We start from the raw sequence: 12,678 nt of genomic DNA, 5'->3' as shown, positions 1-12,678 counted from the left end.
GTGATGTCACGGATGGTGCGGACGGCGGGGGTCGAACCCGCATGACCGAGGCCGAGGGATTTTAAGTCCCTTGCGTCTACCAGTTTCGCCACGTCCGCGTCGGTGTTTCAGTAGCTTCCAAGGGCGGGAAATGGAAGGGCCGGGAAGAATGAATTGCTGATACCTGCTTCGGCCGCGGCGATCATACGATCACCGTAGCCCGGTCCGTCACCGCATGAAATGAATGTGTGGCCGCGCGTGATAGGGCGATGCCTCGATCCGGCCGTCGACGCGGAAGACGGTCTTCAGCAGGTCTTCCGTCATCACCTCCTCCGGCGTCCCTGCCGTCACGACGCGGCCCTCCTGCATGATGATCAGCTGGTCGCAGAACATCGCCGCATGGTTCAGGTCGTGCAGCGCGATGATGCTGGTGATCGAGAGGCTGGAGATGAGGCGCATCAGGCTGATCTGGTGCTGGACGTCGAGATGGTTGGTCGGCTCGTCGAGGATGAGTTCCTGCGGCGCCTGGGCCAGCGCCCTGGCGATATGCGTGCGCTGCCTCTCGCCGCCCGAGAGGCTCTGCCAGGGGTCGTTGCGCTTCTGCGTCATGCCGGCACGCTCCAGCGCCTCGGCCACGGCCGCGTCGTCGGCAAGCGTCCAGCCGGAAAACATCGAGCGGTGCGGAAAACGGCCGAGCTTCACCACGTCGACGACCTTGAGGCTGGCGTTCGTGGTGGCATGCTGCTCCACGAAGGCGACGCGACGCGCAATCTGGCGGCGGTCGATGCCTTTCAGGTCCTGGCCGTCGAGCGTGATGCGGCCGGCCTGCGGGCGCTTCAGCCCGGCGAGCAGGCGCAGCAGCGAGGTCTTGCCGGAGCCGTTGGGGCCGAGAAGGCCGAGCATCAGGCCCGGCTTCACCTCCAGCGAGACGCCGTCGATGATCGTCTTCTTGCCGATCCTCCAGACGAGGTTTTCCGCCCTGATGCTCATGATGCGCGCTGGAACCGATAGAGGATGACGGAAAAGACCGGCACGCCGACGAGCGCCGTCACGACGCCGATCGGCAGCACCTGCTGCGGAATGAGCGCCCGGGAGGCGATGTCGGCCAGCACCATGAAGATGGCGCCGAACACGGCACAGGCGGGCAGCAGCCGCACATGCAGCGGGCCGACGACGAAGCGTGCCGCATGCGGCACGACGAGGCCGACGAAGCCGATGGTGCCGACCATGCTGACGATGGTCGCCGTCATCACCGCCGTCAGCGCAAAGAGCGCGATGCGGGTGCGACCGACGTCGACGCCGAGTGCGGCGGCCGATTCGTCGCCGAAGGCGAAGGTGTCGAGCACCCGTGCATAGAAGAGGCAGATGACAAGTCCGAAACCGACGACGACGGAGACCAGAGCGAATTCCGGCCAGCGCACGCCGCCGAAGCTGCCGAGCAGCCAGAACATCACGTCGCGCGCCTGCTGGGCGTTGCCGGAGGTGGTGACCACATAGGAGGTCGCGGCGTTGAAGAGCTGAGAGGCGGCAACGCCGGCCAGGATCGTACGGTCCGCCCCGCCGCGCGTGCCGTTGGACAGGAGCGCCACGAAGAGGAAGGCGGCGAAGGCCCCGGCGAAGGCTCCGACGGAGAGCGTCACCGCGCCAGCCCCGACGCCGAGGATGACGATCGCCACCGCGCCGGTGGAGGCGCCGGCGGAAATGCCCAGCACATAGGGTTCGGCCAGCGGGTTGCGCAGCAGCGACTGCATGATCGCGCCCGAAAGCGCCAGGCCGGCGCCGCAGCACGAGGCGACCAGCGCCCGGCTCAGCCGGTAGTCCCAGATCACCGTCTCATGGATCCGGTTGAGCTCGACGGCGGTCCAGCCGAGGCGGTTGGTCACGGCGGCAAACGTCGTCGACAGCGGGATCGGCAGGTCGCCGATCCCGACGCTGATGCCGACGACGACGGCGATCAGCGCGAGGGACGCCAGAACTGACGCCCCGAGGACCAGCAGGCCCTGTATGGAACGTCCCGTCTCTGTCACTTCAAGAGACCGAGCGCCTTCATCTGCTCGGCCACCTGTTCGGCGCCGTAGATCGTGCGGATCGTCGGGTTCATCGCCTGGCCGTCCATCACCACGATCGCCTTGTTCTTCACCGCCGCGATCTGGCTGACGGCCGGATCGCTGTTCAGGAACGCGATCTTGGCTTCCGGCTTGTCGAGCTCCCAGCGGTTGCGGTCGAGACTGGCGACGACGATGACGTCGGGATTGGCGGCGATGATGCTTTCCCAGCCAAGCGTCGGCCATTCCGCTTCGGAGTCGATGGCGTTCTTGCCACCCAGCACGTCGGCGATGAAGCCCGAGGCGCCGTTCTTGCCGCCGAGATAGGCGTCGGCCGAGGGCGCGGGGCTGGAAAACCAGAAGACGTAGGACAGCGGCTTGCCGTCGGTGGAAACGCCGGCGCGCAAGGCTGCTTCACGGGCCTTGAAGTCCGCGATCAGCGCCTGGCCGCGGTCGGCGACGTCGAAGATCTGCGAGAGCTCGTCGATCTCCTGATAGAGAAGGTCCATGTTCCACAGTTCTTCGCGGCTGCCGTACTGGTCCTTCACCTCCTCCGTGCTGAGGCAGGTGCTGGGCGACAGGTAGGCCGGGATCTTGAGCCGCTCGAAATCCTCGCGCTTGGCGACCTTGCTGGTCGGGCCGATCAGGCTCGGCAGAGCGGCCGCGACGAAGTCGGGGTCCTGTGCCAGGATCGATTCGAAGGTCGGAAACTCCACCGTCAGCAGCGTCACCTTCTCGTTGGCCGCCGCCAGTTGCGGCAGCACCTTGCTTGGCCAGAAGGCGGTGGCGACCATCTTGTCCTCGAGGCCGAGCAGCAGCATGATTTCGGCGCTGTTCTGGCCAAGCCCGACGGCCCGCTCCGGCGCCTTTTCGAAGGTGACCTTCGCGCCGCAATTGTCGAGGGTCAGCGGATAGCTCGTCGGCGCGGCGAGAGCCGGCGCCACGGCAAAACCGAGCGTGATGCAAAGGCTGGAAACGGCGACAATCGATTTGAATGCGGTCACGAGAAACGTCCTTGTATTCGGCCCAGGGGCCTGTCGGAAAAGGCGGTTGCGGTATAACCCTCCTGCCGCGACAAAAACAAGAGGAATACAATCATATATTCATCGCGGCAGGGAGCCTTCCCCGAAAAGCCCGTCCTCGTTCCTTAGCCAGCTTCGCGCAATGTTCCGGGCGTCTTCTGCGGCATCATTTTTTTTGGAGCAGAACGAATGACTTGTGCAGCTGCGGTTTACGCAGAAGACCCAGATCCCGTGTTTGCAGACGATATCCAGCGCTCCGCCTGGGCGATTGCGGCGCGACACCTGACGGCGGGGCAGAAGGATGTCACGAAGATGATTGCCGACGGCATGCAGCAGGAGCGCGCGCGGTGCGTCGACCTCGTCCACGCGGCGCTCGGCGCGGACGCGGACCTCGGCGTCTTCGTCGCAAATCCCCGCTACAACTGGTAGCGCGATGCGGCATCGGCGCACCGGGTGGCAGGCTGCGGCTCCTCGTCCGCAGCGCCCGCACCACGGCAGAGGGCAAAAATGTTCCAACCGTACCGGAAGAGCGGCAACTGCACTCGCGGCCCCGCAGGCCGCATGTAAGATACCTCTGCCCGATTGAGAAAGCCGGGCTTTTTCCCCTTATTGCCCTGTCTCGCGACAGGGCTTTTTTTTCGCATTCTATACGGGTGGTCCGGTTCGGGACGGTGAGGCGTTAGCTGGCGGTCAACCAGAAAAGACAGCCGATCTCGACTTGCCGCTTTTTGACGCCATCTTCCATGGGTCGCGTGGACTGTTTGCGCGGCCGGGAGCCTCGGTGCACTCCCCTGCCCCAAACCGGGGCTCCCGTCAGGCGCAATCGTTGGTGCGGTCCGGTCGCATCGACCGGCGGTCGGTATCGACACAAAAAAACGCGGCCCGGGAGCCGCGTTTCTGAAAGGTTCGTTAGGAGCGATCAGGCGGAAAGCTTGGCTGCCAGCTTTGCCACATAGCCGCCCTGATAGCGGGCGCCGTCGAGTTCTACGGCCGAGGGCTGGCGGGAGCCGTCGCCATCGGTGATGGTGCTGGCGCCATAAGGCGAGCAACCCTTCACTTCTTCGACGCCCGTCTGCCCCTGGAAGGCATAGGGAAGGCCTGCCACGACCATGCCCTGGGCCAGGAAGGTCGGGAGGAAGCCGAGGATCGTCGATTCCTGACCACCGTGCTGGGTGGCGGTCGAGGTGAAGGCGGAGCCGAGCTTGCCGACGAGCTTGCCCTCGGCCCAGAGACCGCCGGTCTGGTCCCAGAAATTGCGCATCTGCGAAGCCATGGTGCCAAAGCGCGTGCCGGCACCGACGATGATGGCGTCGTATTCGACAAGTTCCGCCACGGTGGCGATCTCCGCCTCCTGGTCGAGCTTGTAGTGCGAAGCCTTGGCGAGGTCTTCAGGAACGAGTTCCGGCACCCGCTTGATGGTGACGTCGGCACCGGCAGAGCGGGCGCCTTCCGCAACGGCCTTGGCCATTGTCTCGATGTGTCCATAGGCGGAATAGTAGAGAACCAGTACCTTGGCCATGCTTCGTCTCCGTTCAGGGTTGGTTTTGCAGAAGTGGGAATTGCTCTAGACGCTTCGCGCCGGAACCGCAGCCCCTGCGCTGGTCGACGCAGTGTTCGCATTTAGAAGACGAACACGGTTGATCCGTCTTCGGTTCCGAAACGAAGAAGATTCTCACCGTCGCACGACAGGCTCTTCTGTCCGGACCGAATCGGGCCTAGGACTGTCAGACCCCATGCAGAACATCAGGACACGCCATGTCACAGACTGCCTCCCCGTCCACGGTCGTCACCGCCGCCATGCTCGCCATCGGCGATGAGCTCCTCTCCGGCCGCACCAAGGACAAGAACATAAGCCACCTCGCCGACATGCTGACGCTGGCCGGCATCGACCTGAAGGAGGTCCGCATCGTTTCCGACGAGGAGGAGGCGATCGTCGAGGCGCTGAATGCGCTGCGCGGCCGCTACACCTATGTCTTCACCTCGGGCGGGATCGGCCCCACCCATGACGACATCACGGCCGATTCGATCTCCAGGGCCTTCGGGCTGCCGTGCATTCACGATCCCGATGCGATGCAGCTGCTCGCGGAAATGTACCAGCGCCGCGAGATGGAGTTCACCGAGGCGCGCCAGCGGATGGCCCGCATGCCGAAGGGCGCCCGACACATCGCCAATCCGGTTTCCACGGCGCCCGGGTTCATCGTCGAAAACGTCTATGTCATGGCCGGCGTGCCGCAGGTCTTCCAGGCGATGCTCGACAACGTCCTGCCGGAACTGCGGACGGGATCGAAGATGCTGTCCTGCGCCATCGCCTGCCCCTTCGGAGAAGGCGACATCGGAACGCCACTGGCGGCAATCCAGAAGGCGCATCCGCAGACCAGCATCGGCTCCTACCCCAAGTATGACGGCAAGCGGTTCTCGACCGAAATCGTCGTGCGGGCCAGAGAGCAGGCGGAAGTCGATGCGGCGGTGGCAGACGTGCAGCAGATGGTGCAGGATCTGGAGGAGAAACACCTGGCCCCGAACGGCACCGCGGATGCCTGACGCGTCGTCAACCGGCGGACGAATGGCCGCGGGTTGACCGGCATCAAGGAAGGCGCGAGGCTGCAGGGCCAGATTGGCGCAGACGGACAGGAACAGTTCAGGGGAGAGACCATGACATACAAGACGATCGTCGCCATTCTCGACACGCCGGCGCATGCGGCGCAGATCACCGATTTCGCCTTGTCGGTGGCGGCAGGCTTCGACGCGCATGTGCTCGCCATCCATGCCGAGACGCTGGCGGCCGTGCCGTTGATCGCGCCGATGGAGATCCCCGATCCGGCCGCCATCGAGGCCCTGCAGGCGATGGCGCGGCGGGAAACGGCCGATGTGGAGAAGATCTTCCGGGAGCGGGTCGCCCGCGACACCGTCCCTTCCGACTGGCGCAGCTTCGTCTCGCCGGCCGGCTATGCCTCGTCCTCGGTGCTCGAGACCATCCGGGCCGCAGACCTGATCATCGCCAGCCAGGGCGATCCGGCGAGCGAAAGCCGCTCCGAGCTCGAAAGCCTGCTCTTCGACAGCGGGCGGCCCGTGCTTCTCGTGCCCTACATCATGAAGGTGCCGAAGGCGATCCGGCGCGTGATGATCGCCTGGAACGGCTCCCGCGAAGCGGCGCGCGCCACCTTCGATGCCCTGCCGCTCCTGAAGAAGGCCGACAGCGTCGAGATCTTCTGCGTCGATCCGCCGGAGAGGCCCAACCAGCTTCCGGATATGGCCGGCGTCGAGCTTGCCGCGGCCCTTGCCCGCCACGGCGTCAACGTCACGCTCACCGCTCAGGAAGGCGGCGGGGTGTCGGCGGCGGACGCGATCGAGAACCGGCTGTCCGACAACAGCGTTGACCTTCTGGTGATGGGCGCCTACGGCACGTCGCGGTGGTGGGAAATGCTGTTTGGCGGCGTCACCCGCAGCCTGCTCGAATCGATGACCGCCCTGTCCCTGATGTCGCGGTAACCACCGCGGCCGACAGTCTTGCCTTCGGCGCGGATTCCCGGCTAAGAGCGAGGGCACTTCCTGTGCTCTCGCGAATGGCCCTCTCATGTCTCTTCCAGAAAAAGCCTTCCCCCTCTCCTGGGATCAATTCCACCGTGATGCGCGGGCGCTCGCCTGGCGCCTGGCCGGCATGGGCCAGGAGTTCCGCGCCATCGTCTGCATCACCCGCGGCGGGCTGGTACCGGCTGCCATCATCTCCCGCGAGCTCAACATCCGGCTGATCGAGACGGTGTGCATCGCCTCCTACCACGACTACGTCAATCAGGGCGAAATGAACCTGCTGAAGGGCGTGACACCCGAGCTGTCGGTGAATGGCGGCGAAGGCGTGCTCGTCGTCGACGACCTGACGGATACGGGCAAGACCGCCTCGGAAGTGCGCGGCATGCTGCCGAAGGCGCATTTTGCCTGCGTCTACGCCAAGCCCTCCGGCGTGCCGATGATCGATACCTTCGTCACCGAGGTCAGCCAGGACACCTGGATCTATTTCCCCTGGGACATGGGCTTTGCCTATCAGGAGCCGATCGCCAAGGGCCCCAAGGGCTGAGCCGAGGCCGCGCCGGTCGTTCTTTTTTTGCCTTGTGGGGCGGACGGCCGCCAATCCGGATTCCGCTTGCGAACCAATCTGCAACACCTGCTTCTTGATATGCTCCCGCGTCCTGCGGGGGCTGTGGACGAGGCGGCGCCTCAAGGCCCGTCCGGTTGCAACTGTCGCCCGCAACTGCCTGACTTATCTGATTCTTTTTACTGTCCCCGTTTTCCACAGGCTCACCACACAATATCTTGTGGTTAAAAAAGTATGCCGATCTACGGCTTGACGAATCTGGTGGCGGGGAGGAGATTGGCCGACGTGTTGCAGCGGCGGCGGAACCGGAGCTAACGAGGCCGGTTCTTTCTTCGAGTTCAGACGGAAACGATGGTGGCAGGCGGCTTTGAGGGCCGACCGGCCAAAGCGATTTTCTTTGTCTTTTTTTGATCTGCCAAAGCGCATGGAGCGCTGGTAAAAAGAGGCCGTTAACGCTATATTTAGTGTTGCAGCCGACCATCAACACAAGATACAGGTTGGACATCCCAGATGATTCACCTGGACCACATGATTTCCCCGGCTGCCCATGATGGCGAGCCGCCGGGACGGATATTTGCGCCCTGAGACGGGCCACAGACGAGGGACACAAGGCAATGCGGATCGAACGTCGTTTCACCAAGCCCGGCCAGAGCGCCTATGCGGACATCGCCTTCCGAAAGGGGATCAGCGAGATCCGCAATCCGGACGGCTCGATCGTCTTCCGGCTGGCCGATATCGACGTGCCGGCGCAGTTCTCGCAGGTGGCGACCGACGTTCTGGCGCAGAAGTATTTCCGCAAGGCCGGCGTGCCGGCGCGGCTGAAGAAGGTCGAGGAGAACGACGTCCCTTCGTTCCTCTGGCGTTCCGTCGCCGACGAAAAGGCCCTGAAGGATCTGCCCGAGGAGGAGCGCTACGGTTCTGAAACCGATGCCCGCCAGGTCTTCGATCGTCTCGCCGGCACCTGGACCTACTGGGGCTGGAAGGGCAAGTATTTCACCTCGGAAGAAGATGCCGCCGCCTTCAAGGACGAGCTTGCCTACATGCTCGCCACCCAGCGCGTCGCACCCAACTCGCCGCAGTGGTTCAACACCGGCCTGCACTGGGCCTATGGCATCGATGGCCCCGGCCAGGGCCATTTCTACGTCGACCCCTTCACCGGCAAGCTGACGAAGTCGAAGTCCTCCTACGAGCACCCGCAGCCGCATGCCTGCTTCATCCAGTCCGTCGGCGACGACCTCGTCAACGAGGGCGGCATCATGGACCTCTGGGTCCGTGAAGCCCGTCTCTTCAAGTATGGCTCCGGCACCGGTTCCAACTTCTCCTACCTGCGCGGCGAAGGCGAAAAGCTGTCGGGCGGCGGCAAGTCGTCGGGCCTGATGAGCTTCCTGAAGATCGGCGACCGGGCTGCCGGCGCCATCAAGTCGGGCGGCACGACGCGCCGCGCCGCCAAGATGGTGGTGGTCGACATCGACCATCCGGATATCGAGGAATACATCAACTGGAAGGTCAAGGAAGAGCAGAAGGTCGCAGCGCTCGTGACCGGCTCGAAGATCGTCGCCAAGCACCTGAAGGCGATCATGAAGGCCTGCGTCAACTGCGACGGCGACAACGACGCCTGCTACGACCCGAACCAGAACCCGGCGCTGAAGCGCGAGATCAAGGCCGCCAAGAAGGACCAGGTTCCGGAAAACTACGTCAAGCGCGTCATCCAGTTCGCCCGCCAGGGCTACAAGGACCTCGAGTTCAAGACCTATGACACCGACTGGGATTCGGAAGCCTATCTGACCGTCTCCGGCCAGAACTCCAACAATTCCGTCTCGCTGAAGGACGACTTCCTGCGCGCCGTCGAGAATGATGGCGAGTGGAACCTGACCGCCCGCAAGGACGGCCGCGTGATGAAGACGCTGAAGGCGCGCGAACTCTGGGAGCAGATCTCCTACGCCGCCTGGGCGTCGGCCGATCCGGGCCTGCATTTCAACACGACGATGAATGACTGGCACACCTGCCCGGCGGCCGGCCCGATCCGCGCGTCGAACCCGTGCTCGGAATACATGTTCCTCGACGATACGGCCTGCAACCTCGCCTCGCTGAACCTTCTGCAGTTCAAGGATGCCGGCACCAAGCGCATCAACATCACCGACTACGAGCATGCGGTGCGCCTGTGGACCGTCGTCCTGGAAGTCTCCGTGATGATGGCGCAGTTCCCGTCCAAGGAAATCGCCGAGCTCTCCTACCAGTACCGCACGCTCGGCCTCGGCTATGCCAACATCGGCGGACTGCTGATGTCGACCGGCATCCCCTACGACTCGACGGAAGGCCGCGCCATCGCCGGCTCGCTGACTGCGATCATGACCGGCATCGCCTATGCGACATCCGCCGAGATCGCCTCGGAACTCGGCCCCTTCCCCGGCTTTGCCCCCAACCGCGACAACATGCTGCGCGTCATGCGCAACCATCGCCGCGCCGCCTACGGTGAATCGGCCGGCTACGAAGGCCTCTCCGTCAATCCGGTGCCGCTGATCCATGCGGAAAATCCGGACCAGGATCTCGTCGCCCACGCAAAGGCTGCCTGGGACAAGGCGATCGCGCTCGGCGAACAGCACGGCTACCGCAATGCCCAGACGACCGTGATTGCGCCGACCGGCACGATCGGCCTCGTCATGGATTGCGACACGACCGGCATCGAGCCCGATTTCGCGCTCGTCAAGTTCAAGAAGCTCGCCGGCGGCGGCTACTTCAAGATCATCAACGGTGCGGTTCCGGAAGCCCTGCGCACGCTCGGCTATTCCGAAAGCCAGCTGGCGGAGATCGAGGCCTATGCGGTCGGCCACGGCAACATCAACCAGGCGCCCGGCGTCAACCCCGGCTCGCTGAAGGCCAAGGGCTTCACCGACGAGAAGATCGAGGCGATCAACGGCGCCACCAAGGCTGCCTTCGACATCAAGTTCGTCTTCAACCAGTGGACGCTCGGGGCCGACTTCCTGAAGGAGACCCTGAAGGTTTCCGACGAGCAGCTCGCCGACATGAGCTTCAACCTGCTCGAGCACATCGGCTTCTCGAAGAAGGAGATCGAGGCGGCCAACATCCACGTCTGCGGTGCCATGACGCTCGAAGGCGCGCCCTTCCTGAAGGACGAGCATCTCGCCGTCTTCGATTGCGCCAACCCCTGCGGCAAGATCGGCAAGCGCTACCTCTCGGTCGAAAGCCACATCCGCATGATGGCGGCTGCCCAGCCGTTCATCTCGGGCGCCATCTCCAAGACGATCAACATGCCGAACGAGGCAACCGTCGAGGATTGCGGCGCGGCCTACATGCTGTCCTGGAAGCTCGCACTCAAGGCCAACGCGCTTTACCGCGACGGCTCGAAGCTCTCCCAGCCGCTCAACGCCTCGCTGATCGAGGACGAGGACGACGAGGATGATGCCGTCGACAACCTGATGCAGATGCCGGCAGCCGCTGCCGCCGTCACCGTGTCTGAGCGGATCGTCGAGCGGATCGTCGAACGGCTGGTGCGCGAGCAGGAAAAGCTGCCGACCCGTCGCAAGGGCTATACCCAGAAGGCCAAGATCGGCGGCCACACCATCTTCCTGCGCACCGGTGAATATGACGACGGGCGGCTCGGCGAAATCTTCCTCGACATGAACAAGGAAGGCTCCTCGCTGCGGGCGCTGATCAACAACTTCGCCATCTCGGTGTCGCTCGGCCTGCAATACGGCGTGCCGCTGGAGGAATATGTGGAGGCCTTCACCTTCACCAAGTTCGAACCGGCCGGCATCGTCCAGGGCAATGACGCGATCAAGAACGCCACCTCGATCCTCGACTACGTGTTCCGCGAACTGGCCGTCTCCTATCTCGGCCGCAACGACCTGGCTCATGTCGACCAGTCTGATTTCTCGTCGACCACGCTCGGCAAGGGCTACAAGGAAGGCAAGACCAACCTGGTTTCGACCGGCTGGACGCGCGGCCACAAGCCGACACTCGTCTCCGGCGGCCTGTCGTCGGGCGAACCCAAGGGAGCCGCGACGGCTGCCCCCGCCAAGGCCAGCCATGGCGGCAGCGTCACCTCCTTCTCGGGCTCGGCAGCCCGCAAGCTGGACGTGACTGCGGCGATCTCGACCTCCGAAGTCGTCTCCTTCAAGCGCGACTACGAGGAACGCGCCGCCGAACTGGCCGAAGAGGTTGTCTCCGAGATGTACGAGGAGCTTGCCACGGAAACGCAGCAGGCCTCGACCGCCCTCTTCTCCGACAAGGCGGCCGACGACGCAGCCGCCGCCAAGGCGGAATCCAAGAAGAAGGAAACCGAACGCCGCATGCGCTCGATCGCGCAGGGCTACACGGGCAACATGTGCTCCGAGTGCCAGAACTTCACGATGGTGCGCAACGGCACCTGCGAGAAGTGCGACACGTGCGGTGCCACGAGCGGGTGCAGCTGATCAGCTGAGATTTGAAAAGGATTTCGGCCCGGGGGAAACCTCGGGCCGAAGTGCAAGGCGGAACGAAACGGGAATCGGCTCCTGACCGTAGCTTCGCCAAAACGACGAAGCCGACATCACGTCAATGATGTCGGCTTCGAGATCGCAACAAGCAAAGTGCCTATGCGCGGCAAAGATCTCTCCTCACCCTGTAGCAAGGTGACCTTACGAGGAGTCGGATTGAGAGTCGAGCACATGCAGTGACTTTCAACAGAAGGAAGACAACTTGTCTAAGACACCAACATTCGGTTTCTCCGCATTCCTGCGTCTTATTTCGCTTAATGAAGCTCCTCAAAAAGCGGCGATACGTGAGCGCTACAAACCTTCGAAAGGGAATGGATATGATTTCCATCGAAGCCTTCGCCTCGCACTCCAAAATCTCAATAGCGGCACCCACATAGCAACTGAACTGCTGTCGTCTTTAAGCTCGATCAAGAAGATACCAGAGCGGCATTCTGCCAAGCGCGGAATCATCCGTTACCTTAGATGGCGGAAACTTAACCCCGGACCGGTCACCAACTGCGAGTCCGTCACCGTGGAAAGCCCGGACTCGCTGTTCAAGGTTCGCTTTGACGCGGATTGTGTCGTCAAGATCGACGAACAACGGGTGGCTATTCACATCTGGAACACAAAAGGGACCAAGCTGTCCCGACACCTCGTTCTTGCAGCATTGACATTGGTGCAACGGAACTGGCCTAAAAATACTGACACCGCCGACGACTTTGCAGTGCTGTCACTTCAAGACATGAAGCTTTATCGATGGTCGGACGATCCCAAGACCTATCAAGACTTAGCGGACAAGTTGATGGCCCATCTGGATCGGCTTTGTCGCGCATCGATCAACGAACACGGTGGCACGAGACCGATCACACCGCCAGATCGGCCATCGTCAGAAGTTTGATAGTGGCACATTGGGCAATGCCCTCCACCTCCCCCAAGCGGGGATTTTCCTGGGGAGGGCGCAGTTCCGTTGCCCCTCACCGAGCCCCCTCTTGCGGAAATCTGAGGTTCGGCCCTGATCGGGCCGATTCCTCGATTTCGCTTTCTCCCTCGCAGGGGGTGACTCGGCA

Annotated in this window: 10 protein-coding genes and 1 tRNA gene; 6 read left to right on the top strand and 5 right to left on the bottom strand. The window is 63.2% G+C overall.

All coding sequences use genetic code 11. The features are described from left to right. Window positions 1-13: 13 nt before the first annotated feature. The 4 genes from EO99_RS0119000 to EO99_RS0118985 all read right to left on the bottom strand — a co-directional run bounded on the left by EO99_RS0119000 (window position 14) and on the right by EO99_RS0118985 (window position 3,028). Window positions 14-98: transfer RNA gene (locus tag EO99_RS0119000), tRNA-Leu, on the bottom strand. A gap of 109 nt (window positions 99-207) precedes the next feature. After that, the gene (locus tag EO99_RS0118995; RefSeq protein ID WP_029620179.1) at window positions 208-969 is read right to left on the bottom strand and encodes an ABC transporter ATP-binding protein; all 762 of its coding nucleotides are present in this window, start codon (window positions 967-969) and stop codon (window positions 208-210) included. After that, window positions 966-2,006, bottom strand: coding sequence for a FecCD family ABC transporter permease (locus tag EO99_RS0118990; RefSeq protein WP_029620178.1), 1,041 nt, complete (start codon window positions 2,004-2,006; stop codon window positions 966-968). The genes EO99_RS0118995 and EO99_RS0118990 overlap by 4 nt, the downstream gene beginning before the upstream one ends. Beyond that, entirely contained in the window at window positions 2,003-3,028 is a 1,026-nt protein-coding gene (locus EO99_RS0118985) for an ABC transporter substrate-binding protein (protein WP_029620177.1), read from the bottom strand. The genes EO99_RS0118990 and EO99_RS0118985 overlap by 4 nt, the downstream gene beginning before the upstream one ends. Before the next feature lie 249 nt (window positions 3,029-3,277). Between EO99_RS0118985 and EO99_RS0118980 the strand changes: the two genes are divergently transcribed. After that, window positions 3,278-3,475, top strand: a complete 198-nt coding sequence (locus tag EO99_RS0118980; RefSeq protein ID WP_029620176.1) for a hypothetical protein — start codon at window positions 3,278-3,280, stop codon at window positions 3,473-3,475. 490 nt (window positions 3,476-3,965) lie between these two features. Here EO99_RS0118980 and wrbA read toward each other — a convergent pair whose 3' ends face one another. Next, the gene (gene wrbA, locus EO99_RS0118975; protein WP_029620175.1) at window positions 3,966-4,565 is read right to left on the bottom strand and encodes an NAD(P)H:quinone oxidoreductase; all 600 of its coding nucleotides are present in this window, start codon (window positions 4,563-4,565) and stop codon (window positions 3,966-3,968) included. Between the two features lie 236 nt (window positions 4,566-4,801). Between wrbA and EO99_RS0118970 the strand changes: the two genes are divergently transcribed. From EO99_RS0118970 to EO99_RS27605, 5 genes are all read left to right on the top strand, one after another. Then, window positions 4,802-5,587 carry a competence/damage-inducible protein A gene (locus EO99_RS0118970; RefSeq protein ID WP_029620174.1) on the top strand — a complete coding sequence of 262 codons (786 nt, stop codon included), beginning with the start codon at window positions 4,802-4,804 and terminating at the stop codon, window positions 5,585-5,587. Between the two features lie 111 nt (window positions 5,588-5,698). Continuing rightward, a complete protein-coding gene (locus EO99_RS0118965) occupies window positions 5,699-6,535 on the top strand; it encodes a universal stress protein (protein ID WP_029620173.1) in 837 nt (278 codons plus the stop codon). A gap of 85 nt (window positions 6,536-6,620) precedes the next feature. After that, the gene (gpt, locus tag EO99_RS0118960) at window positions 6,621-7,118 is read left to right on the top strand and encodes a xanthine phosphoribosyltransferase (protein ID WP_029620172.1); all 498 of its coding nucleotides are present in this window, start codon (window positions 6,621-6,623) and stop codon (window positions 7,116-7,118) included. Between the two features lie 632 nt (window positions 7,119-7,750). Further along, entirely contained in the window at window positions 7,751-11,569 is a 3,819-nt protein-coding gene (locus EO99_RS0118955) for a vitamin B12-dependent ribonucleotide reductase (RefSeq protein WP_029620171.1), read from the top strand. Between the two features lie 265 nt (window positions 11,570-11,834). Then, on the top strand, window positions 11,835-12,509 hold the full coding sequence (locus tag EO99_RS27605) for a hypothetical protein (protein ID WP_156034892.1): 675 nt from the start codon (window positions 11,835-11,837) through the stop codon (window positions 12,507-12,509). Window positions 12,510-12,678 lie beyond the last annotated feature (169 nt).

Source organism: Pseudorhizobium marinum (assembly GCF_000705355.1).
GTDB lineage: Bacteria > Pseudomonadota > Alphaproteobacteria > Rhizobiales > Rhizobiaceae > Neorhizobium > Neorhizobium pelagicum.
The sequence above is the reverse complement of the archived record's forward strand: the minus strand, read 5'-3'. Positions and strand labels throughout refer to the sequence as shown.

Bases quoted from the DNA above. Each gene is read 5' to 3' on its own strand.
- EO99_RS0118970 (WP_029620174.1), top strand. From the start codon at position 4,802: ATGTCACAGACTGCCTCCCCGTCCACGGTCGTCACCGCCGCCATGCTC.
- wrbA (WP_029620175.1), bottom strand. From the start codon at position 4,565: ATGGCCAAGGTACTGGTTCTCTACTATTCCGCCTATGGACACATCGAG.
- EO99_RS0118955 (WP_029620171.1), top strand. From the start codon at position 7,751: ATGCGGATCGAACGTCGTTTCACCAAGCCCGGCCAGAGCGCCTATGCG.
- gpt (WP_029620172.1), top strand. From the start codon at position 6,621: ATGTCTCTTCCAGAAAAAGCCTTCCCCCTCTCCTGGGATCAATTCCAC.
- EO99_RS0118995 (WP_029620179.1), bottom strand. From the start codon at position 969: ATGAGCATCAGGGCGGAAAACCTCGTCTGGAGGATCGGCAAGAAGACG.
- EO99_RS0118965 (WP_029620173.1), top strand. From the start codon at position 5,699: ATGACATACAAGACGATCGTCGCCATTCTCGACACGCCGGCGCATGCG.